Annotated in this window: 17 protein-coding genes; 5 read left to right on the top strand and 12 right to left on the bottom strand. The window is 69.2% G+C overall.

The window, feature by feature from the left end; translation table 11 throughout:
- Positions 1-2 precede the first annotated feature (2 nt).
- A complete protein-coding gene (locus ACWD4A_RS20050; protein ID WP_451195586.1) occupies positions 3-8,345 on the bottom strand; it encodes an amino acid adenylation domain-containing protein in 8,343 nt (2,780 codons plus the stop codon).
- Between the two features lie 1,645 nt (positions 8,346-9,990).
- Between ACWD4A_RS20050 and ACWD4A_RS20045 the strand changes: the two genes are divergently transcribed.
- Positions 9,991-11,145, top strand: coding sequence for a macrolide family glycosyltransferase (locus ACWD4A_RS20045; protein WP_451195585.1), 1,155 nt, complete (start codon positions 9,991-9,993; stop codon positions 11,143-11,145).
- Here ACWD4A_RS20045 and ACWD4A_RS20040 read toward each other — a convergent pair.
- Complete coding sequence (locus ACWD4A_RS20040; RefSeq protein ID WP_451195583.1) at positions 11,062-11,322, bottom strand: hypothetical protein; 261 nt, start codon at positions 11,320-11,322, stop codon at positions 11,062-11,064. The two genes, ACWD4A_RS20045 and ACWD4A_RS20040, sit on opposite strands and share 84 nt — an antisense overlap.
- Positions 11,323-11,724: 402 nt before the next feature.
- Between ACWD4A_RS20040 and ACWD4A_RS20035 the strand changes: the two genes are divergently transcribed.
- Positions 11,725-12,177 (top strand): hypothetical protein, encoded by a 453-nt coding sequence (locus tag ACWD4A_RS20035; RefSeq protein WP_451195581.1) that lies wholly within the window; start codon positions 11,725-11,727, stop codon positions 12,175-12,177.
- A gap of 77 nt (positions 12,178-12,254) precedes the next feature.
- Positions 12,255-12,851, top strand: a complete 597-nt coding sequence (locus ACWD4A_RS20030) for a hypothetical protein (RefSeq protein ID WP_451195579.1) — start codon at positions 12,255-12,257, stop codon at positions 12,849-12,851.
- A 204-nt stretch (positions 12,852-13,055) separates the two neighbouring features.
- Here ACWD4A_RS20030 and ACWD4A_RS20025 read toward each other — a convergent pair whose 3' ends face one another.
- From ACWD4A_RS20025 to ACWD4A_RS19985, 9 genes are all read right to left on the bottom strand, one after another.
- Positions 13,056-13,739 (bottom strand): response regulator, encoded by a 684-nt coding sequence (locus tag ACWD4A_RS20025; RefSeq protein WP_451195577.1) that lies wholly within the window; start codon positions 13,737-13,739, stop codon positions 13,056-13,058.
- The gene (locus ACWD4A_RS20020; RefSeq protein ID WP_451195575.1) at positions 13,736-15,295 is read right to left on the bottom strand and encodes a sensor histidine kinase; all 1,560 of its coding nucleotides are present in this window, start codon (positions 15,293-15,295) and stop codon (positions 13,736-13,738) included. Before ACWD4A_RS20020 ends, ACWD4A_RS20025 begins: the two co-directional genes overlap by 4 nt.
- A 153-nt stretch (positions 15,296-15,448) precedes the next feature.
- A complete protein-coding gene (locus ACWD4A_RS20015) occupies positions 15,449-16,237 on the bottom strand; it encodes a hypothetical protein (protein WP_451195573.1) in 789 nt (262 codons plus the stop codon).
- 105 nt (positions 16,238-16,342) lie between these two features.
- Positions 16,343-16,894 carry a VanZ family protein gene (locus ACWD4A_RS20010; RefSeq protein ID WP_451195571.1) on the bottom strand — a complete coding sequence of 184 codons (552 nt, stop codon included), beginning with the start codon at positions 16,892-16,894 and terminating at the stop codon, positions 16,343-16,345.
- A 249-nt stretch (positions 16,895-17,143) separates the two neighbouring features.
- Positions 17,144-17,383: a hypothetical protein gene (locus ACWD4A_RS20005; RefSeq protein WP_451195569.1), complete on the bottom strand. Its 240-nt coding sequence runs from the start codon at positions 17,381-17,383 to the stop codon at positions 17,144-17,146.
- 116 nt (positions 17,384-17,499) lie between these two features.
- Positions 17,500-17,646 carry a hypothetical protein gene (locus ACWD4A_RS20000; protein WP_451195567.1) on the bottom strand — a complete coding sequence of 49 codons (147 nt, stop codon included), beginning with the start codon at positions 17,644-17,646 and terminating at the stop codon, positions 17,500-17,502.
- 23 nt (positions 17,647-17,669) lie between these two features.
- Positions 17,670-18,593 carry an LLM class F420-dependent oxidoreductase gene (locus ACWD4A_RS19995; protein WP_451195565.1) on the bottom strand — a complete coding sequence of 308 codons (924 nt, stop codon included), beginning with the start codon at positions 18,591-18,593 and terminating at the stop codon, positions 17,670-17,672.
- 118 nt (positions 18,594-18,711) lie between these two features.
- On the bottom strand, positions 18,712-20,127 hold the full coding sequence (locus ACWD4A_RS19990) for a serine hydrolase domain-containing protein (RefSeq protein WP_451195563.1): 1,416 nt from the start codon (positions 20,125-20,127) through the stop codon (positions 18,712-18,714).
- A gap of 7 nt (positions 20,128-20,134) precedes the next feature.
- Complete coding sequence (locus ACWD4A_RS19985; protein ID WP_451195561.1) at positions 20,135-20,698, bottom strand: alpha/beta hydrolase; 564 nt, start codon at positions 20,696-20,698, stop codon at positions 20,135-20,137.
- 443 nt (positions 20,699-21,141) lie between these two features.
- Between ACWD4A_RS19985 and ACWD4A_RS19980 the strand changes: the two genes are divergently transcribed.
- Positions 21,142-21,597, top strand: coding sequence for a hypothetical protein (locus ACWD4A_RS19980; RefSeq protein ID WP_451195559.1), 456 nt, complete (start codon positions 21,142-21,144; stop codon positions 21,595-21,597).
- A gap of 136 nt (positions 21,598-21,733) precedes the next feature.
- Here ACWD4A_RS19980 and ACWD4A_RS19975 read toward each other — a convergent pair whose 3' ends face one another.
- Positions 21,734-21,913 carry a hypothetical protein gene (locus ACWD4A_RS19975; RefSeq protein WP_451195557.1) on the bottom strand — a complete coding sequence of 60 codons (180 nt, stop codon included), beginning with the start codon at positions 21,911-21,913 and terminating at the stop codon, positions 21,734-21,736.
- A gap of 6 nt (positions 21,914-21,919) precedes the next feature.
- On the opposite strand from ACWD4A_RS19975, the gene ACWD4A_RS19970 reads away from it, so the two are divergent.
- Positions 21,920-22,081, top strand: a complete 162-nt coding sequence (locus tag ACWD4A_RS19970) for an ester cyclase (protein ID WP_451195555.1) — start codon at positions 21,920-21,922, stop codon at positions 22,079-22,081.
- The last annotated feature ends 118 nt before the right edge of the window (positions 22,082-22,199 follow it).

Genomic DNA, 22,199 nt, shown 5'->3' with positions numbered 1-22,199 from the left:
GTTCAGCTCCTGGGGGTGGAAGAGTTCTGGGTGGTCTGGTCGAGCGCTGCACGCAGAATCGGACCGATGTGGCTCAGGGACTGCGGTCGCATCAGATGGTGGTGTTCGCCGACGATCGGGTGCGCGGTGACCGTGCCGGCCACGTACGGCTCCCAGTCCTTCGCGGAGACGGTCGGACCCGTGTCGGACGTTGCCGCGGTGAACAGCAGCAGATCACCGTCGAACCGCTCCGGTGTGAACTTCCGCTGCAGGCCGATGTTGTGGCTGTAGGCGTCGATCATGGCGGTCAGGGCATTGTCCTCCAGGATCTCCGGGGGGAGGAGGTTCGTCCGGCGCAGGAGGTCCGCCACGACGTCGCGGGTGAGGTCCTTCCCCTCGAGGTCTTCGGGGCGATAACCAGCCGCGTCGAGCAGGAGTCCGAAGATCTGCTGCTCGCCGCCCTCGGGCACTCCCTGCACGGACTGCTCGGCGCTGACATAGGTGTCGAGCATGACCAGCAGCGCCACCTCCTCCCCTTCCTCCCGGAGCCGGGTGGCCATGGCGTGCGCCACCATGCCGCCGAAGGACCAGCCGAGCAGGTGGTAGGGGCCGGACGGCTGGACGGTGCGCAGATGGTCCACGTAGTCGGCCGCCATCTCCTCCAGGGTCGCGGGGAGAGCCTGCGGGTCCATCAGTCTCCGTGCCTGCAAGGCGTACAGCGGGCGGTCCTGGCCGAGATGGCTCAGCAGTCCCGCGTAGGGCCAGCTGATCCCGCTGGCCGGATGTACGCAGAACAGCGGGGGGCGACTGCCGCGCTCGCGCAGGGGCAGCAGGGTGTCCAGTGCGGGGCGTGCTTCCTGGGTCTGGTTGAGTTCCTTGGAGAGTTGGGCCGGTGTGGGGGCCTGGAAGAGGGTGCGCAGTTGAAGTTCCGCTCCCAGGGTGGTGCGGATCCGGGAGATCAGCCGGGTGGCCAGCAGCGAGTGCCCGCCGAGGTCGAAGAAGTCGTCCTCGGCACCGACCGCGAGGACGCCCAGGACCTGTGCGTACAGGTCGCAGAGGACTTGTTCACCGGGGGTGAGCGGAGGCCGTGAGGTACCGGCCGCCGGTTCGGGGGCGGGCAACGCCCGTCGGTCGAGCTTTCCACTGACAGTCACGGGCAGTTCGGGAAGTACCACCACGGCCGCCGGGACCATGTGCTGAGGCAGCCGCTCGGCGGCGAAGTCGCGCGCCGAAGCCGCCAGGGCCGCCAACTGCTGTGTGGCCGAGGGGTGGTTGGTGAGGGCGGCCCCGGTGACGACCGTCGGCTGGTATGCCTCGACGTGCGTCCCGTCGGCCGGGCTGTCGGGATCGAGGAACACCACATCGAAGTGGTCGGCTTCGGCGGACCAGGTCGTGATGGTGCGGTAGCCGAGTTCTTCACCCAGCTGGTGCAGTGCCTCGGGATCGACGCTTCCCGGATGCTCGGGGCTGTTGAGTTCGCGCTGTGCGTCCGCCACCGGATGAGCGGCGTGGACCGCGCGCCATGCGGCTGCTTCACCGGCGATCCGCGCATTGGGGATGGCGGATATGCGCAGTCCGGAACGGCGCCGGGTTGCCAGGTACCCCTTCAGCTCCTCTGTGCTGCCCATCTCTCCGCCCCAGGGCAGGCATGTGATGGGCTCCTGGTCCGGGATGGCGGAGGCCGGGCTTGCGGGGCTCTTGTGGAGGATGGCGTCGTAGCGGTGCCGGGTGAGTTCGTTGTGGTTCCGGCCCCGCTTGAGACGGATGTCCACGGCAGCGACAGCGGGCAGCTGTGAGCGCAGGCTGGTGAAGAACTCCGGCGCGATGAGCAGTTCCTTCTCGAAGAGCAGATCGTGCTCGGCCGCCCGGCGCACTTCGGCCGGCTGCGCGGCGGCACCGGCCCGGTGGAGTTGTACCGCGGTGCGAAGGTAGCGGGCCAGCCGCAGATTGCGTACGTCGCCGACGAAGATCCGGCCGCCCGGGGCGAGGAGTTCGATCGCCGAGCCCAGTACCTCGGCCAGATAGTCGGCGTGCGGGAAGTACTGGATAACCGAGTTCACGACGATCGTGTCGAAGAAGCCTGTGGGCAGGCCACTGAAGTCGTCGGCAGCCCGGCAGTGCAGGTGTACCCGGTCGGCCAGCTCGGGCCGGCCGGCGATCTGCCGGCCGAGGCGCTCGATCACCGCGGCCGATATGTCCGTACCCCAGTAGGTCTCGCAGTGCGGTGCCAGGTGGGCGAAGAGCAGCCCGCTGCCGATGCCGATCTCCAGAATCCGCTGCGGCTCGAGTGCGCTGATGCGCTCAATGGTGCCCTGTCTCCACTCGCGCATGTGGTCCAGCGGGATGGACCCGCCGTCATAGCTGCTGTTCCATCCGGAGAAGTCCTCCCCCAGAGGGACGGCATCGGGTTCCTGGCCGTAGACCGAGTTGTAGATGTCCCGCCACTCGTCGACGTGTTCCGTGCTGTGCGGGTTGTCGGCGTCCGTTGTGGGTGCGGTGGGGGTGATGTAGCCGACGAGTCGGTGGTTGCCGGGCTGGTCTTCGCGTACGACGACCGCGGCCTGTGCGACGCCCGGGTGGGCGGCGAGGGTGGATTCGATCTCACCGGGTTCAATACGGAAGCCACGAATCTTGACCTGGTCGTCGGTACGGCCGAGGTACTCGAGCTGGCCGTCGTCGCGCCAGCGGGCCATGTCACCAGTGCGGTACATGCGCTCACCACGAGCACCGAAGGGATTGGCGACGAAACGCTGGGCGGTCAGGCCGGGACGGCCGAGGTACCCGCGCGCGAGCCCGGGTCCGGCGATGTAGAGCTCGCCTGCCGCCCCAGGGGGTACGGGCTGGAGACCCGAATCCAGGAGGTAGACGCGGGTGTTGGGGTTGGGACGGCCGATCGCGGGCGTACCGGAACCGGGGACGAGAAGGTCGGATATGGTCGCGGACACGGTGGCCTCGGTGGGCCCGTAGGCGTTGATCATCCTGTGGCCCGGTGCCCAGGCGTCGACCAGACCGGCCGGGCACGCCTCGGCACCGACGACCAGCGCGGTCCCTGCCGGGAGGCTGCCCGGTGTCACCGCTGCCAGTGAGCTCGGCGTCAACATGGCGTGGGTGATGCCGAACGCGCAACAGGTGTCCGCGAGCGGCTCCCCCGGCAGCAGCCGGTCACGGGAGGCCAGAACCAGGCTCGCACCGGACAGCAGCACCAGGAGTTCCCACACGGCGGCGTCGAAGCTGGTGGAGGCGAACTGCAGTACCCGGCTCCCGGGCCCCACTCCCCAGCGTTCGATCTCTGCGGTGGCGAGGTGGGGCAGTCCGGCATGGGTGACCACGACGCCCTTGGGGGTACCGGTCGAGCCGGAGGTGTAGATCACGTAGGCAGGGTGCGCGGACAGCAGGGGCGCCAACCGCTCCTCGTCCGTCACCACAGCATCGGACAGGTCGGCCAGCCGTTTGACAGTCAGCGGGTCGTCCAGCACCACCCGATGAACGTCGAACTCGGGGAGCCTGCCGCTCAGTTCGTCGACGGTCAGGAGGAGGGCGGGCCGGGCGTCATCGACCATGAAGGTGAGCCGCTCGGCCGGGTAGTCCACATCCAGCGGCAGATAGGCCGCCCCCGCCTTCAGCACGGCCAGGATCGCGATCACCAGCTCGGGCGTACGTGGCAGGGCCAGCGCCACCAAGCGGTCCGGCCCCACGCCGTGCTCCGTCAGCAACCTGGCCAGACGATTGGCAGCAGCATCCAGCTCGGCATACGTCAACGACTCCTCGCCGCACACCACCGCAACAGCCGAACCATCCCGCAGAACCTGCGCCTCGAACAACTCCGGCAGCATCGCCTGCGGCACGTCACGCACCACACCCGTACCGGCAGACAACACCCCCTTCCTTTCCTCGGCACTGAGCACATCAACCCCGCCCACAGAGCGGTCGGGATCGGCCACGGCCGCCTCGAGCAGCAACCGCAGGCGGTCCGTCAGTGCCTCGACGGTGGCCGCGTCGAAGATATCGGTGCTGAATTCGACGAAGCCCTCGATACCTGACGGCACACGGTCGTCGGTGTGCTGCTCGGTCAGGTGGAAGGAGAGGTCGACCTTGGCCGTACCGGTGAACACCGGCCTGACCGTGGTCTCCAGACCGGGCAGGGCCAGGTCTCCCTGGGGCACGTTCTGCCAGGCGAGTGCGACTTGGAACAGCGGTTGGTGGGAGAGGGTGCGAGCAGGGTTGAGGACATCGACCAGGCTCTCGAAGGGGATGTCCTGGTGTGCGTAGGCCTGAAGGCTCTTCTCCCGCACCCGTCCCACCAGTTCCCGGAAGCTGGGCCAGCCGGAGGTGTCCACGCGCAGGACCAGGGTGTTGACGAAGAACCCCACCAGGCTCTCCGCGGCCTGGTCCAGGCGGCCGGCGATACCGATGCCCACGGGGATGTCGGAGCCCGCTCCCATCCGGGAGAGCAGCGCCGCCAATGCGGCCTGGACAACCATGAATTCACTGGCCCGGCAGGAATGGGCCAGCTCCTTCAGAGCTGTGTGGAGGTCGGCATCCCAGTGGAAGGAGACCGCCTGCCCGCGGTAGGAGGCTTGCGCCGGGCGAGGGCGATCGGTCGGCAATTCGATACGTTCCGGCAGGTCCGCCAGGGCCTCCTTCCAGTAGGCCACCTGCTTCGTCCAGAGGCCGTCCGGATCCGCGGCATCCCCGAGCAGTCCGCGCTGCCACAGTGTGTAGTCCGCGTACTGCACCGGCAGCGGAGCCCAGTCGGGAGTCCGGCCGTCACGGCGGGCGGCGTACGCAGCGGACAGGTCACGCCACAGCGGGCGCATCGACCAGCCGTCGGCGGCTATGTGGTGGACCACCAGCATCAGGACGTGATCGTCGCCGTCCAGCGTGAACAGCGTTGCCCGTATCGGCGACTCGTCGGCGAGATCGAAGGGGTGAACCGCTGCGGCGGCCACCGCACTGTCGAGTTCCGCTTCGCTCAGATGCACCTCGGTCAGCGGCGGGACGGCATCCGCGCCCTCGAGAATGCGCTGGCAGGGTTCGCCACCCATCTCGGTGAAGACGGTGCGCAGGGCTTCGTGGCGTTCGACCACGTCCGCGAGCGCCGCACGGAGCGCGTCGACGTCCAGTTTGCCGGAGAGCCGGGCGGCCAGCGGAATGTTGTAGGTGGCCGACGGGCCTTCCAGCTTGTGCAGGAACCACAACCGCTGTTGCGCGAAAGACAGCGGCAACTGCGACGGGCGCTCCTGCGGCACCAGTGCGGGGCGTGCTTCGTGGGTCCGGTCGAGTTCCTTGGCGAGCTGGGCCGGTGTGGGGGCCTGGAAGAGGGTGCGCAGCTGTAGTTCCGCTCCCAGGGTGGTGCGGATCCGGGAGATCAGCCGGGTGGCCAGCAGCGAGTGCCCGCCCAGGGCGAAGAAGTCGTCCTCGGCACCGACCGCGGGGATGCCCAGGACCTGTGCGTAGAGATCGCACAGGACTTGTTCGGCGCGAGTGAGCGGAGGCCGTGAGGTACCGGCCGCCGGTTCGGGGGCGGGCAGGGCACGGCGGTCGAGCTTTCCGCTGCCGGTCACGGGCAGTTCGGGGAGCACGACAACCGCCGCCGGGACCATGTGCTGAGGCAGCCGCTCGGTGGCGAAGTCACGCACCGAAGCCGCCAGGTCGGTCGTGGGTGTGGTGGGGGTGATGTAGCCGACGAGTCGGTGGTTGCCGGGCTGGTCCTCGCGTACGACGACCGCGGACTGTGCGACGCCCGGGTGGGCGGCGAGGACGGATTCGATCTCACCGGGCTCGATACGGAAACCGCGGATCTTGACCTGGTCGTCGGTACGGCCGAGGTACTCGAGCTGACCGTCGTCCCGCCAGCGGGCCATGTCACCAGTGCGGTACATACGCTCACCACGAGCACCGAAGGGATTGGCAACGAAACGCTGGGCGGTCAGGCCCGGACGGCCGAGGTACCCGCGCGCGAGTCCGGGCGCGGCCACGTACAGCTCGCCCGCCACGCCAGGAGGTACGGGCTGGAGGCTCGTGTCGAGGAGGTAGACGCGGGTGTTGGGGTTGGGACGGCCGATCGCAGGGGTGCCGGAACCCGGGGTCAGGGGGTCGGTCATGGTTGCGCACACGGTCGTCTCGGTCGGCCCGTAGGCGTTGACCATCCGGCGGCCCGGTGCCCACGCGTCGACCAGCGCGGCCGAGCACGCCTCGCCGGCCACGATCAGGGTGGTGACGGTGGGGAGGCTGCCCGGCGTTGTCGCTGCGAGGGAGCTCGGCGGAAACGTGGCGTGTGTGACGCCGAATGCGGTGCAGGTGTCCGCGAGCGGCTCCCCCGGCAACAGCCGGTCACGAGAGGCCAGAACCAGCCGCGCTCCCGAGAGCAGTGTCATGCATATCTCGGACACTGCGGCGTCGAAGCTGGTGGAGGCGAACTGGAGCACCCGGCTGTCGGCCTTCACGCCGAAGCGCTCGATCTGTGCGCCGGCGAGGTGGGGCAGTCCGGCGTGGGTGACCACGACGCCCTTGGGGGTGCCGGTCGAACCGGAGGTGTAGATCACGTAGGCAGGGTGTGCGGACAGCAGGGGCGCCAACCGCTCCTCGTCCGTCACCACAGCATCGGACAGGTCGGCCAGCCGCTTTCCGGTCAGCGGGTCGTCCAACACCACCTGGCGAACATCGAAATCAGGGAGCTTGTCGGCGAGTTCGTCGACGGTCAGGAGGAGAGCGGGCCGGGCGTCACCGACCATGAAGGTGAGCCGCTCGGCCGGGTAATCCACATCCAGCGGCAGATAAGCCGCCCCCGCCTTCAGCACGGCCAGGACCGCGACCACCAGCTCGGGCGTACGTGGCAGGGCCAGCGCCACCAAGCGGTCCGGCCCCACGCCGTGCTCCGTCAGCAACCTGGCCAGACGATTGGCAGCAGCATCCAGCTCGGCATACGTCAACGACTCCTCACCACACACCACCGCAACAGCCGAACCATCCCGCAACACCTGCGCCTCAAACAACCCCGGCAACACCCCCTGCGGCACATCACGCACCACACCCGTACCGACCGACAACACCCCCCGCCGCTCCTCGGCACTGAGCACATCAACCCCGCCCACGGGCAGGTCAGGGGTGCTGATGAGGCTCTCGATCAGCGCGCGCAACCGCCGGTAATGGTCGGCGAGTTCGCCATCGTCATACACATCGGGATTGGCGTCGAGCGTGATGTGGATGCCCCCGCCGTGGTCGAATATGTTGATGCCCAGGTCCTCGAACATCCCGGTCGACACGTTCCTGACGGTGGCCGGGTGCCCGGCGAAGTGCAGGTCGTAGGGGAAGGACATGAAGTTGACTTGCGGCCCGGTCAGTTCATGAGCTCCGCCGGGTCGGCCCAGGTCCCGGACCATGTCCTCGATCCGGTATTGCTGGTGCCGCAGAATGCGCCGGATTTCGCCTGCCGCCTCCTTCGCCAGATCCCGGAGCGTGGTGTGCGGACGCACCTCGAGGCGCAGAGGCAGCACATTGGAGGCCATACCGGGAATCCTGCGCAGAGCGCTGCCGGGCCGGGCCGACACGGGCAGGGCCAGCACGACCTCGGGCGCTCCGGTCAGGCGGTGTGTCAGGGCGGCTGCGGCAGCGATCATGACGGCTGCCATACGGACGCCGGCCTTGTCCGCCGCCTCGCGCAACCGCACTTCCGTCTCACGGGGCAGAACTGCCGAGTGGCGGATCCGGGCGGTTGCCGGGCGGATCGGGTGGTTGGCCAGGCGCGGCGGTTCAGGGTGGTCGGCCAGGCGCTCCATCCAGTACTGCCGGTCCTCGGCGTACTGTTCCGAGGCCCGGTACGCCGCGTCATGGTCCAGCAGTGCGCTCAGGGGGGCGAGGGGAGTTCCCGCGCTCCGGGATCCGTCGACGTGGGCGGTGTACGACTCGGCCACCCTCTGCGCGAAGAGCGCCAGGCTGAACCCGTCAGCAACGATGTGGTGATAGCCCTGATACCAGAGGAAATGCTGCGGGCCGACCTGAAGCAGGGCGAACGAGAACAGGGTGTCGCGCACCAGGTCCATCGGCCGTTCCGTCTCGGCCTGCATCCACGCCTCGGCGGCTGCGCGCGGATCCGCTTCGCCGCTGAGGTCCAGGACCGTGAAATGCCAGTCGGCGCGGGGCTCGACGACCTGTCGACTCTCCCCGTCTTCCTCGAGGAACCGCACGCGAAGGAACTCGGCCTCCTCGACAGCACCACGCAGGGCCTTCTCGAATAACGCCGTGTCGATCGCGCCAGCGATGTCCAGGTATTCCGCGATCCGGTAGCGCAGGCTTGTGGGCGCCAGTTGCTGCGCCAGCCACACTTCGCGTTGCGCCGCCGACAAGGGCAGGCGGGCAGCGCGCACGCCGGACGAAGTCATATCGAGCCTTTCTGGAAATCTCGCTCCGCGTCCGCGGCAGCGATTCAGTACGACGGCGTGAAGGCGCACCGCGCCTTGCGGCGCCCCATGGGAGCAGGCATCAGCGCCTGCGACTGTTCTCCACGCCGGTTCATGGAGGGGAAGGGGTTACACGGAGGCGTTCAGCCGCAAGGGGCCCGCCCGATGGCGGAGTCGACTTCCTGCGGTCTGCCTCACGGAGAGGTCGTTGTGTACGCGAACCCGCCCGGGGATCCATGGCGTTGGCGTTCTGATCCCTGACAGTCCTGCCCAGGCATCACGCAGCGCCCCCAGTGAACAAAGTCTCTCCCGCCCGGTCGTTCGATTCCCTCTCTGTACGCGCGCCGACGTTACAGCGAGTCACTCGTGATCAGAAGTCGGTAATCGGACAGGCGGGAAGGCTCAACAGGCCAAGAGCGCTTGGTAAGGCCGTCAAGACCGTGACTGCGCCGACGCCTCGCACGGCTCATGTCCGGGGTGTCCGGCGGCGGGTCCAGGCGCAGGCCGCGGTCAGGGGGACCGTCGTCAGCAGGGTCACGGCGGTCGCCCTGTGCCCTCCCTGGTGTCGGGTAGCAGCATTCCCGTGAGCAGCGAGAGGGCCATGATGTTCCCGGCGCGGGCCAGGCTCATGGCCCGGAGACTACGGCTGCGCGTGAACAGCCATGCGGGCCAAGACCCCTGGAGCATGAGGCTCCCCGTCCAGACCGCCGGACCTGCCATGGCCGACCGTCGTCGACCGGATCCGGCTCGGGCGCCGACCCAGGCACCGGAGGCATAGCCCGCCCCACCCAGTCGGCGGCGGGCGCGGTCTGGTCGCGGGCACCGTCGATGGTGGCTGTGCGACTCATCGCGGACTCTGGTCCACTCTCACTTATAAAGCCACGGCGGCGACGCCAGCCTCCAGGATCGGGGCGTACACGGCGCGGATCGCCTTCTCGGCCTCGGCAGTGGTGAGGCCGACGATGATGTGGTCCGGATGGGGGGGGTGTCCTGCACCGCGTGTCCCTCACGGAGGAACTCCGGGTTCCACACGACGTCGACGCGTTCGCCAGCGGGGGCCAAACGCCAGGCGAGGGCGGTGACCCGGCAGGCCTTGTGCAGCCAGTGCAGTGGCGGGATGCCGACCTCGATGCTGGTTCCGCATCCGGCTCCACGACGAACGGCAGGTAGTCCAGCAGGCCGGACAGATCGTCGGCGTAGGTCGGTCGCCGCACTGTTCCTTGACACGCATCCTGCTGGCCAGCGCGTTCCACGGGAGGTTCCGCGCGGCCCGGGTGAGGGTGCAGTCCTCGGAGCGGACCGTGACGTCGACCGGCGTGAACCCCTCGGGGGCATCCCGGCCGGCCCGTTCGTCCTGCGGGTGAGCGGGCGAACGGTGTGCCCGACGAGCGTGGCGTACAGGTCGCCGCGGGGTCACGAGCCGTCCTCGTCGCCGATGGGCTTCAATTCCCTGGCCAGTCTGGCGTTGTCTGCTGCGGCTTCCTCGGCGGGGCGCAGATCGGCAAGTTCGCCATACTGGTTGCGCTATCCGCGTCGACATGGCTCGAGTGGTCGACGCGATCCGCACCGCCGTCACTGCCGCTGATCCGCCCTCGTACGGTCAGGAGCCGACATGGTCCACATAGCCTTCATGAGTCCGGCCGCGTCCGGTCACATCAATCCCACCCTCCCGATCGTCCGGGAGCTGGTAAAGCGTGGGCACCGCGTCACCTACGCAACCGACGCGACGATGGCCGAGCGCATCCGCCCGACCGGCGCACAGATCATCCGCTACGAGCCCCGGCCTGCCGAGCCCATAGTGATCGACAGCATGGACGCAGCCGCGCGCGCCACTCTTGCCATGCTTCAGCAACTGGAGCATGCCCTGCCGCAGATCGAGACCGGCTACGCCGATGACCGGCCGGATCTGATCGTCAACGACTGGCTCGCCTGGGCGGGCCCGATGCTCGCTGCGAAGTGGCACGTCCCGCGGATCCAGTCCTGGAGCGCCCACGCCGCCAGTGAGGGGTACGACTTCGGGCAGTTCACCGTCGACATGTTCGCCGCGAGCCCGGTCAAGGCCGAGTTCGACGCCCTGCTCACCACCGTCCTCAAACGGCACGGCATCCCCAGGCTCGAGCTGCACGACTTCTACAGGCCCGCCGAGTTCAACCTCGTCTATCAGCCCAAGTCTTTCCATGTGCGCAATGAGACGTTCGACGACCGCTACGCGTTCGTCGGCCCCACCCGCCTGCCCGAACCCCGGGACTGGACGCCCCCGGGCACCCCCCTCGTCCTGGTCTCGCTGGGCACGATCATCAGCCGTCCGGACTTCTTCCACACATGCATCCAGGCGTTCGCCGCCGAGCCCTACCATGTCGTCCTGTCGGTGGGACACGGCATCGACCCTGCCTCCCTAGGACCGTTGCCCCCGAACATCGAGGCACACCAGCACCTACCGCAGCCGGCCGTGCTCGCGCACGCCGACGCCTTCGTCACCCACGCCGGGATGAACTCGACGATGGAGGCCCTGGCCGCGGCCGTACCCATGGTGGCGATCCCGCACACTCCAGAACAGGAGGTCACCGCCGACCGCATCACCGAACTGCGCCTGGGCCACAGGCTCTCGCCGACCGACACCACGGCCGAGCATCTGAGCGCCGCCGTCCGCAGCCTGCTGGACGATCCCGCCACCAAACAGCGGCTACGCGCCATGCAGCAAGACGTGCACGCAGCCGGCGGCGCGCCGCGGGCCGCCGATGCAATCGAGTCCCGGCTGACCGGCTGACCTCATCGGCCACCTGCCCGAGTAACTGTGCCTCGTTCGGACCGGTTCTGCGCTCACTGCCGCCGCGCGAACGTCCCGGCCATGACCGGGTGGGCCGCCCTTGGCGGTCGACATGACCTGGGTCGTCACGTTCGGCAGGGCGGCGGCATGGATCAGGTGCTTGATCTGGGCTGCCATCGCCTCCTTCGTCTACGACGGGAACCAACCGCACCGCGGCTCCTGGGAGGGGAGATGACCCGATACGTTCCACATACTCGGATGTGAAACAGCGTCAGGTGCACGAGATCATGTTCGTCGGCGGCCCGGTCCACGGAAAGCACAGCAGACGGCCAAACACCCGCAGGGCGGTTGTCGTGTTTGCGTCTGGAACCCGAAGGCCTCGGCACACAGAATGTGCCGAGGCCCGTGTCGTCCGGCCGGCGGCTGCCTCCAACCGGGGGGGCGTGTCAGAAGGCGACAGATCCCTGCCGCCAGTCGGAGGGGAGGGTGTGCTCGGCGGCTACTCCAGCTCAAAAAACGGCGCCCGGTTCGGCACGTACGCCAACTTCATCTGGCACGGCTGAGAAGCGGAGGCCCGTCATGTTCGACAAGATCTCCCACAAGTCCCGAGCAGCAAGAAGTCTCGCAACGGCCGCCTGCGGCCTGGCCGTCGGCCTCCTCGTCGCTGTTTCGGTGTCCTCGGCCACCGCGAACTCCACGGACTCCGCGGCTCACCGCGCCGCCGCCAAATCCACCTCGGCGTCATCCGGGCTCTGGGTGGTGACGGACTACTCCGGCAACTTCGTCCGCGGCAGCAACGTCGTCGGCATGACGAAGTTCGGCACCGGCCGATTCGAGGTCACGTTCAACCAGAGCGTGGCTTACTGCTCCTACGTGGCGACGGTGGGCGATCCGTCCAACAACCTCGTCTACAACCCGGGCCTGGTCTTCACCGCCGGCGGCCACAACAGCGGCAACGGTGTCTACGTGGAAACGAAGAACCTCGGCATGGGGCTGGAGGACCGCCCGTTCCACCTCCAGGTCGCCTGCTGATCTCGGACACGACACTTGGGGCGGTCCCGCATCCCGGGGCCGCCTCTCCCTGCGGAAACCCACTCGGAGAGCAGGTCATGGGCCATCTCGAAACTCCGGAGAATTCCCTCCACACCGACCGGCGGCTCTTCCTCACCAAGGCGTTCGGCGTGACGGCGGGGCTGGTCGCCGTCGTGGCGGCCGCCGAAGTCCCCGCCGCAGCAGCGGACCGGGCAAGACCCACGCCGGCCAAGCCCGCCCGTGTCAACGGTCAGAACAACTGGCGCTTCTGCGTGAAGTGTTACGTGATGTTCTACTACGGCTACCCGGACAACGGCCACTGCGCGGCCGGGGCGGACCACAGCATGGCGGGGTACGACTTCGACATCCCGCACGACGTACTCGAGACCTCGAACACACAAGCCAACTGGCGCTTCTGCACCCGCTGCTACACGATGTTCTTCTTCGGCTACCCCAGCGGCGGCTGGTGCCCGATGGGCGGGTCGCACAATGCCGCCGGGTTCAACTTCGTGCTCCCGCACGACATCGTCGAGACGCCGAACGCCCAGGCCTATTGGCGCTTCTGCACCAACTGCTACGCACTGTTCTTCTGGGGCTACCCGGAAAAGGGACGCTGCCCCGCCGGCAGCGGACACAACGCCGCCGGGTTCAACTTCGTCATCCCGCACTACTGAGTCGCTTGCTCATGAACAGGGCGATCTCGCCTTCGCTCTCCGTACCCCGGTAGAAGGTGGTGCCGAGCCCGCGCCCGAATCGATGCCGCAACCTCCGCGCACAACGGAGCACCGCCGTCCCCGGCCCCACGAGGGAGCTCCGACACCACGCCCGCGACGACTCCGCGGTGATACCTGGGATCAGCAGCCACCGACGGGAGAGATTCAGCTCTCCGGGTTGGGTGGCGTGAGGCCCGCCTCGTGGGCGAGGATTGCGGCCTGGACCCGGTTGGTTGCTTCGAGCTTGGCCAGGATGCGGCCGATGTGGGCTTTCACTGTGCCCGGCTCGATGCCGAGCTGCCCGGCGATCTGTGTGTTGGCCAGGCCCTGGCCGAGCATGGCGAGGACCTCGCGCTCCCGGTCCGTCAGGCGGGTGAGCCGCTGCCGGGCCCGGTCGGCGCGTGCGTTGCCCGTGCCGGTGGGGGCGGTGTCCCGTAGCCGGTCCAGCACGTGCCGGGTGACCTTGGGGGAAAGTACCGAGTCTCCGGCGGCCGCGGCTCGTACGCCCTGGATGAGTTCACCGGGTTCGCAGTCCTTCAGCAGGAAGCCCGAAGCCCCGGCGAGCAGTGCGCGGTTGACGTTGTCCTGGTCGTTGAACGTGGTCAGCATCACCACGGCGACCGGGAGGTCGAGCCCGGCCAGCTCCGCTGCGGCAGCGATGCCGTCGGTGCCGGGCATGCGCACGTCGACCAGCGCCACGTCCGGCCGGTGCGCCTGGGCCTGCTGTACCGCCTCGGCACCGTCGCCGGCCTCGGCGACCACCTCGATGTCCTCGGCGTGCCGCAGGATGAGCTGCACCCCGGCACGGACCAGTGCCTCGTCGTCGGCCAGCAGTACGCGGATGGTCATGGAGACTCCAGGGGGACGGTGAACCGCCTGATCTCCGTCAGGCGGTTGTCGGTGAAGCAGTAGCGGACCAGGTAGAGCCCGCCCTCCATATCGGTCGTCGCCTGGGGCGGGTAGATGCAGTCAGCGCCGGCGCGCCGGGGAGGCTCGCGGCCGGCGGCGGCCGCGCGGGCCAGGTCGTTGTCGTCGACGATGTGCTCGACCTCCTCGCGGTCCATGCCGAGCCGTGGTTCGGCAGGCGGTGGCACGGTCGCAGACGTGATCTCCCGGGCGGCCGCGGCGTCCCGGGCAGCCGTGGCGTACCGATTGGCCACGCTCAGCCCGGCGAGCAGCAGCGTGCCCACGCAGATCAAGCCCAGCAGCCCGGCCGCGAGCCGGGGCAACAGCCGCAGCCGCTCCCGTACCGGTACGGGCCCCGGCCGGGATGCCGGGCCCCGGTCCGTGGTGAGCGGGATACGGGCGGTGACCAGGAATCCGGTACCCGGTCCGGGGCCGCAGACCAGCTTGCCGCCCAGCACCTCCACCCGCTCCCGCAGTTGGAGCAGTCCGCGGCCGGTCCCCCGGGCGACGGGCGCAGGCTTGGCGGCGGGGAGGGCGTTGACAACCCGGACGGTGACGTCATCCGCGGCCGCGTCGACGCACACGGCGACCTCTGTGCCCGGTGCGTGCCGGTGGGCGTTGGTCAGCGCCTCGCGTACCACGCGGTGCACGGCGCGGCGCACCCGCGGCGGGGCTTCGGTCAGGTCGGGGCCGCTCCAGGCCAGGGTCACCGGCTGGGCGGCGGCCCGGGAGTCGGCGACCAGCGCCTCGATGTCGGCGCGGGTGCCGGTGGCGTCGGTGGGGCTGTCCTCGACGGGGCCGAGCACGCCGAGGATCTCGCGCAGTTCGTCCATGGCCGTGCCGACGATACGGCGCAGCTGGCCGGCCTCGTTCTGCAGCCCTGGGCTGTGCTTGGCGACGCCCAGTTCCAGCCCGCCGGCGTACAGGGAGATCAGGCTGAGCCGGTGGCCGAGCAGGTCGTGCATCTCGGCGGCGATGCGGGAGCGCTCGGTCAGGCGGGCATCGCTCTCGGTGGCATTGTTCTGCTCGCGCAGCGCCTCCACGAGACGTTCCTGCTGGCCGACCGTGGTGCCCACCAGGCCCGGACCGGCGATGGCGATCAGCCCCAGCATCAGCCCGGTGCCTGCCACGGTCAGTGCCCCGGCCGACTCCAGCCGCAGCCACGGGACGGCGGTCGCCATCGTGAGGGTGCAGGCAGCCACGAGGGCGGTCGGGCGCCAGGCCCCCGTCAGCCGTCGGCCCCCGTCGTATGCGACCACCGCGGTCAGCAGCGCCGCCTGCGGCACCACGCCCAGAATGGGAGCCAGGCCCAGCAGCGCCGGAACGGGCAGGCGGCGGCGCAGCACAAACAGGGCAATCGCCGGCGCGGCCAGCCACAGACCGTATGGCGAGAACGGGACGATCCCTGGCCGCAGTTCCCGTACCGTGATGGCTGTCACCCCGAGGAGCGCGAGGCCGGACACCGCGTCGAGCCCCAGTCGCAGCGCTGCTGTGCGCATGGGGGTGCCTCCGTGGGCCGTCAGCGCCACTCAGGGCGGGTATCAGTAGTCGGATAAATCAGTATCGGGCATGGCCGGGGGAAGGCGGACCTGTCGTTCCCGGACCGGCTTTCGGCCGCAGCAGGGCGCTGGGGAACGGCTCATGCCGACGGGTCACCGCTTGCCCGCCTCCGCCGGGGAGGCCACCTCGGCGGCCGGCGGGGGCGCGATGGCGGGGGCCTTGTCGAACCCGCTGTAGGACCAGGTCCGGCGAGGACCGTTCTCGCCGTTGGAGGCCGCGTGGAGGGAGATCGGCAGGTTCTTCTTGTCGATGCAGGCGTCGAGAAGAACCTCGTCCTTGAATCCGGCGGCCTTCAGATAGGTGGCGAAGGCGTCCCGCCGGGTGTCCGGGACCCCGGGCACGTCGGTCGTGGCGAGCTTCGACAGGCTGACGGTTCCCTTGTAGCTGGTGCCTTCACGTCGGCTCTCCCCGCTTCCACTCGCGCAGCCCGACGCGGCGATGTCAGTCCCCGTCGACAGCACCGCGAGCAGGGTGGCGGGCGGCACCGGGCCGGGGGCCGCACCGAGCACCCCCTTGCCGGGCCCCTCGCTCAGCGTCACCCAGCTCTTGCCCCTCACGCGCTCCGCCTCGCGCGCTGTCAGCTCGCGGTACTGGGTGCCCGCTGCGGACACGACGCGCCGCTTCTTGCCGCTGATGACGACGTCGTAGTCCTGCTTGCCCTCGGACCAGCGGACAGTCCCGGTCGAGCCGAGTTCTGCACCGGAGGGGGTCTGGCCACTCAGTTCGACCTTCGCGGAAGCGGATGCCGGCATCTGCCCGGCTGTCTTGCGGGCTCTGTCGGAAACGTTGTCGAACGCGCCGCAGCCGGTCAGCGCAAAGGTGACCAGGCCGACGCCCGCCGACACGGCGGCGATCGAGGAGCGGGTACGGGTGCGGGTCATGTCCTGATTCTTTCTCTTACGAGGACGAGGGCTGCGTGCGAGGCCGCACGGCCCGGGCCAGGGAGGCAGAGCCGGACGGGCCTGGTGCCGGCCCGCGCGGTCGGGTCAGCGGCGACGTGCGGGCAGGGCCCGGTCCCGGCGGCCGACGCCGGTCCGGCGCGGCTCGATCCTGGTGCAGTACAACCAGGCGAGGGCGGCGCCGAGTGCGGCACCGACGGTGTTCATCAGCCAGTCAGAGGAGTCGCATTCGCGGCCGATGCCGGTGAGTACGGCCTGGGTGGCCTCGATCAGCGCGGACAGAGCGGCACCGAAGCCGATGGCCGGCCACGGCCTGCGGGTGGCCAGCATGGCGGACAGGCCGAGTGGGACGAACAGCGCGATGTTCCCGGGCATGTCCGATGCCGTGAAGAATTCCAGGTCGATGCCGCGCACGACGCAGGAAGCCCCGGACTGTACATACCCTCCGGCCGGCCGGAGGGTGACGGCGAGGATGCCGATGACAGAGGCGGCGGTCAGTGCCCACCACAGCGCCCGCGGAGATCGCCGGCGCAGGGCGAAGCAGATCAGTGCACCGGAGCCGGCGGCGATCGCCGCTGCCTGCAGGACAAAGGCGACATTGCCACGGGCAAAGTCGGTGACGTAGCTGGCGAGCCCCACGGGCGCCCCCTCTCTCAGATGACGACGGCTTGTCGGAAAGACGCGCGGTGCCTCACGATCGCGGTGTCTGCGCCCGGAGCCGCGCCCCGTCGCCCGCGTCTCCCGGCCCTTCCAGCTTCGGCCACGCTCCAGCCCGTCCCCTCGTCCCCAAAGACGATTCGCAGGGTGGACCAAAGGCATAGAGATCCACGCGGCCGGCCGCCCGGGAAGGGGCCGGGCGCCCGGCCCCTGAGACCCGCACCCCTGCCCTCACGCGGCCGGGGCCTGTTCGTCCTCCAGCACGCTGAAGTCGACATCGAGACGGGTGTCGTAGGTGTCCGGGGTGATGCCGAGCTCGTGAGTGGAGCAGGCACCGAACCGGTTGATGTGCTCGGTCAAGTACGGCGAGATCTGGGCCAGGTCCAGGCCGATGTTGCAGTTCTGCGAGCCTGCGTGCGCCCATGCCCCTGCCGGGGCGCCCCACCGGCTTCCGGAGCGCCGCTCCCCCACGCGACACGTACCGGCCCCGCACAGGCAGGCCGACCACATCTGGGCAGCGATCAACCCCGACCTCGGCCACCACGATCCTGAAACGGATGCCGCTGCGGATGCTGCCGGAGGCCCTCTCAGTTCTTCCCGTGCCCGAGACAGCCGGTGAACCCGCCCTCGAGGACGGGCCCAAGGACGCACTTCATCAGCCGCTGACGCTGGAGGAACGCCTTGAGGACCAGCCGCCCGGTCGAGCCGGCCAGCCGACCCGCCGACAACCGCACAAGCCCCTCCCCAGCAGTGGCGTTCAGCCCGCCAGTTCCCCCAGCAGGTTCCAGGTGCGGTGCCGGTCGGCATCCCCTGCGATGTCCGTGCCCGAGAACACCACCTCTGTCGCCCCGGCGTCCCGGTAGCGTCGCACCTCGGCGGCTACCGTCTCCTCGTCGCCGATCACCGCCACATCTGCGGCCCGCTTGCCACCGGAGAGCTCGATGACCCGCGCATAGGACGGAATCTGCTCGTAGAACGCGAGTTGCTCGGCGAACTTCGCACGCACGGAGTCGACATCGTCGGTCACCACCCCGGGCACGAGCGCCACGATACGGGGAGCGGGGCGGCCCGCGGCGTTCGCCGCCGCGGTGAGGGCCGGGACAATGTGCTCGGCCAGGGCGCGAGGCCCGGCGAGATACGGCAGGATCCCGTCCGCCAACTCACCGCTGACGCGCAGCGCCTGCGGGCCCATCGCGGCGACGAGCAAGGGCACACCGGCCTCGGCACCCGGTACGCGCGCGGGGATCGGTGTGGTCGCGGTCAGTAGTTCGCCGTGAAAGTCGGCAGTGCCGGTCTCGGTCAACTGCCGCAGTGCGACGAGGAACTCACGCAAGCGGGCGATGGGCCGCTCGAACGTGATACCGAAGCCGGATTCGGTCAGGAGTCTGGTGCCGAGCGCGAGTCCGAGGTGGTAGCGGCCGTGCGTGGCTGCCTGTGCGGTCTGGGCCTGGCTGGAGACGATCAGCGGGTGGCGGCCGAAGACAGGGATCGCGGACGTGCCCACCTGCAGGTCCGGTACCTCGCGCCCGACGATGGCCGCGAGCTGAGGCGAGTCGGCGCCGAAATTCTGCCCGAACCAGGCGGACCGCAACCCCGCGGTCGCGGCTTCCTTGGCGAGCCGCACGGTGGCGTCGATCTGGTTACCGGCACCGGTCGCGGCGAGTGCAACTCCAACAGTCATGTCGCCACGAACCACCGGTAGGCAGCCGCGCATTCCAGTGCATGCGTGACAGTCTTGTGTCAGCCGTGTGTACGCGGCAGCCACAGACCTCCGACGGGCGGCGGAGCCCGTCCCCCCGTCAGCCGCCCGAGCCCGGGAGCACGTGCGCCCTTGGTTCGTGAACGTGCGGCAACTCTGGCGATGAGCCGAACACCGGGACCCGCGAGGCATTCTTGGCCTGGGCATTTCCGCTACCGCACATCGCTTGCTGATACAAGGTCGATAGCGCGTCGTCGATGGGGTGGTGCTGCGGCTTCCCCGAAGAGTCCGGCTTGTTCCACCTCACGAGGTTCATCGCGACGGACATCTGTCGCTTGCCGTCGGCGCGGGTCAGGGACATCGTTCCGGCCCCCCAGACCGTGCCGTCGTGGCCCCAGAAGGTGCCGCAACCCGGGATGCTGACTTTGTGCAGGCCGAGGCCGTACTCGATCGTCGATCCGTCCAGGGCACGGACCGGGACCGTGCGCTGCATCTGCGCCAGCGACGACTGGTTGACGATCCTGCCGTCGAGCAGCTTGCCGTAGAAACGGTTGAGGTCCTCCATGGTCGATACCAGAGCAGCCCCCGTCCCCGTCCAGGACATGTTGTAGACGCTGTAGTCGCGCGGCGGGTCGATCAAGCCGTACAGGGCCTCGTACATCCGCGAGTGCGGTCCCTCGATACGCGGCCCGGTCGGAAACCCGGTGTACCGGAGCCCGGCACGCTCGATGACGTTCCGGGTGATGTACTCCTCGGCCGTGGTACCGGTCACCTTCTCCAGGAGCTGGCCGAGGAGCAGGTAGTTGGTGTTGGAGTACACCCCTGTCGGGCCTCCGGGCTCGCCGGTGGGAGGCGCTGTGAGTCCCATCTTGATCAGCTCAGCCGGGCGGAACTGCCTGAAACGGTTGTCGTCCAGGCTCTTGGGCGAGGCGTCCGGCCGGGAAGGGAGCCCCTGGAGGGACGGGAATGCATAGGGGACGTAATCAGGGATGCCGCTGGTGTGGTTGAGCAGCATCCGAACCGTGATCTTATTGCCGCGCTCCCCCGGCACCAGCCGCGGCAGATAGTCGCCGATCGGTGCATCGAGCCGGATCCGGCTCTGCTCGACCTGCTGCATGATTGCGGCGGCGGTGAAGGTCTTGGTGACGCTGCCGACGCGCTGCCGCATGCCGGGCGTCACGGGACGGCCGGTCCTGACGTCGGCGACCCCGGAAGCGCCGCGCCATGTCCGGCCGGTATCGCGCACCTCTGCGTACACTCCCGGCATCCCCGCGCGGTGGACACCGTCCATGGCGGACTTCAGCGCGGACTTCAGCTCCGCGGGATCGAAGCCGGTCGACAGGCTTGTGCTGCCGGCCGGCACAGCCCTTGTCCCGTTGGGCCCGGGAACTGCCGCCACCGTGCCCGCACAAACGCTCAGCACGGCCGCGCTTCCACATATCACCAGTCGGATCTTCAAGGTATCCGTCCCTTCATGATCAATTTCGGCGGGGACTTTCCCCGTGCTTTTCGACATGCACGGCTCACTCGGCCAGGGCGCGGCGCAGGACTGCGGAGTTTTCGGCGGACAGGATGGCCTGGGATCCGTGGAAGGTGCCGGGCCATTGGTGAAGTTCGACCGCTACTCCTGCCTGTAGCAGGCGCAGCGCGTAGTGGATGTCTTCGTCGCGGTTGGGGCAGTATTCCGCGGTGGCGATGTAGGCGGGTGGCAGGCCGGAGAGGTCGGTGGCCCGTGCGGGGGCGGCGGGGAAGGGGTGTTCGGGGGCCAGGCGGTAGCCGACCGAGATCACCACGGCGCCGGAGCCGTCGGCGATCCGGGTGGCCCACGGGTGTTCGGTGTCCAGGCCGCCCATGACGAATCCGCCGCCGTGCAGCCAGACGACGGCGCCCTGTGCCGGGTGCGGGCGGTAGATCCGCACCGGCACGTCCGGACGGGCGGGCACCGTACGGTCCTCGACCTCCAGGCCCGCGATGTCCGGTGCGGGCACCGCGGCGGCCAGCCCGGCGAACTTCTCACGCGCGGCGACCGGGTCGGTCATGTCGGCCCGGGGGAACAGCGGGATGAATGCTTCGAGTTCGGGATCCATACCGGCCATCGTCACGCCCGCCACCACCCGGGGTCAGCCGCCAACCGTCGCACATCCCACCCCGATCACGCACCGGCCGGCGCCCATGGCCCAGGCCGGAAGCCGTCCCAGTCAGAGCGCGCTGCGCATCACCAGACGCACCGTGTACCGGCCGTGGTTGTAACGGACCGTCTTGTCCCAGCCCCATGTGACCGACCCCGGATCCGGGCCTTGCTCAGCCCCGAAAACTGCCACTTCACGGCGGGCCGTTCGGTAACCGGGGTCAGGGCGAAGTCACCGCGTCCGCACCCGCTCCACGTACAGCTCGTCCCAGTGGGCCGATGCTTGTTCACTGAGCCTCCGCCAACCTGAAGTAGCAGGTCAGAGGGATGGTGTGACCGGTGCTCGTGCTGGTCGTGAGCGGCAGTCCGTGGAGTAGATCATCTGCCGCTACGATCCGGTGCATGCTGGATCCCGAGCTGCTGGAACGGATCACTGCGCGGCGTGCTGAACTGGACGAACTCGAGGAACAGCTGGTCAAGCAGCTGGCGGAGGTGCGGGCCGAGCGGGACGAGCTCGTCGTCGCCGAACGGGTCCTTGAGCGGGTGAGCGAGCAGCTCGCCGACGAGCGTGCCGCAGCCGCGCCGATGCCCGGGCAGGTGGGCGGTCAGGCGGTAATGCTGATCCCGCACCGCACGCCGGACGTGGAGGAGACCATGCTCCCGCCGGACTACCAGCGCATCCTGGCCGCCGTGCGGCAGGCTGCCGGACCGGTCATGGCCCGGCAGGTCGGCGAAGTGCTGGGAGTGGACGTCAGCGTGCGGGCCAAGCTGGAGCCGCTGCGCGGGAGGCTGGTCAGGCTGGCCGACCGCAGCTGGCTGCGGAAACTGCCCGACGGCCGGTTCACTACCCGCCTGTGAGCAGTCGACGACGTCGCCCGGATCGGTGCGGTGCGGGCGTGACCGGTGCCGGTTTTTGCGGCAAGCCTCTGGGAAGCAGGCCACCCGACGCTGGAAGTGACATCACACCCGTCGACGTTCCCTGCCGCTCAAGACCTCAGCCGGCCTCGACGAGGTCCTGTCCCCCGGCCTGGCCGACCACAACCCCGTCCCGGGCGCCGCCTCGGGCATCGACGGCATGCGCATCCTGGTCGCCGCCGTCCGCGACGGATTCACCGGCACCCGCCATGAAGTGATCTACCAGGCGGAGACCGGGGACGGCTGAGTGGTCAGCCACTGGCGCATGACCGCCACCCACACCGGCGACTGGTTCGGCACCCCCGCCACCGGACGCCCCGTGTCCTTCACCGGCACCGACCTCATGCGCGTGAGCGACGGCCAGATCACCGAGATCCGGCACGTCGAAGAACTCCTCCAGCTCCACCACCAGCTCACCACCGCCTAATTCGTTTTCAGAGATCACGTGACGTCCGAGAGGGCGTCACCGGGTTGTTCGAGTGCCGGGGCCATGACACCTCTGATGAGCCGGGCCTGTGACGCCTGCCCATAGACCGCGTGGGCGG

Source organism: Streptomyces sp. NPDC002537 (assembly GCF_053594975.1).
The sequence above is the reverse complement of the archived record's forward strand: the minus strand, read 5'-3'. Positions and strand labels throughout refer to the sequence as shown.

Excerpts from the sequence above, each read along its gene's own strand:
- ACWD4A_RS19980 (WP_451195559.1), top strand. The coding sequence starts at position 21,142 with ATGCTGGATCCCGAGCTGCTGGAACGGATCACTGCGCGGCGTGCTGAA.
- ACWD4A_RS20040 (WP_451195583.1), bottom strand. The coding sequence starts at position 11,322 with ATGGCAGCCCAGATCAAGCACCTGATCCATGCCGCCGCCCTGCCGAAC.
- ACWD4A_RS19985 (WP_451195561.1), bottom strand. The coding sequence starts at position 20,698 with ATGGATCCCGAACTCGAAGCATTCATCCCGCTGTTCCCCCGGGCCGAC.
- ACWD4A_RS20025 (WP_451195577.1), bottom strand. The coding sequence starts at position 13,739 with ATGACCATCCGCGTACTGCTGGCCGACGACGAGGCACTGGTCCGTGCC.
- ACWD4A_RS20030 (WP_451195579.1), top strand. The coding sequence starts at position 12,255 with ATGGGCCATCTCGAAACTCCGGAGAATTCCCTCCACACCGACCGGCGG.
- ACWD4A_RS20020 (WP_451195575.1), bottom strand. The coding sequence starts at position 15,295 with ATGCGCACAGCAGCGCTGCGACTGGGGCTCGACGCGGTGTCCGGCCTC.
- ACWD4A_RS19970 (WP_451195555.1), top strand. The coding sequence starts at position 21,920 with ATGACCGCCACCCACACCGGCGACTGGTTCGGCACCCCCGCCACCGGA.
- ACWD4A_RS19995 (WP_451195565.1), bottom strand. The coding sequence starts at position 18,593 with ATGACTGTTGGAGTTGCACTCGCCGCGACCGGTGCCGGTAACCAGATC.
- ACWD4A_RS20015 (WP_451195573.1), bottom strand. The coding sequence starts at position 16,237 with ATGACCCGCACCCGTACCCGCTCCTCGATCGCCGCCGTGTCGGCGGGC.
- ACWD4A_RS20045 (WP_451195585.1), top strand. The coding sequence starts at position 9,991 with ATGGTCCACATAGCCTTCATGAGTCCGGCCGCGTCCGGTCACATCAAT.
- ACWD4A_RS19990 (WP_451195563.1), bottom strand. The coding sequence starts at position 20,127 with ATGTCGAAAAGCACGGGGAAAGTCCCCGCCGAAATTGATCATGAAGGG.
- ACWD4A_RS20035 (WP_451195581.1), top strand. The coding sequence starts at position 11,725 with ATGTTCGACAAGATCTCCCACAAGTCCCGAGCAGCAAGAAGTCTCGCA.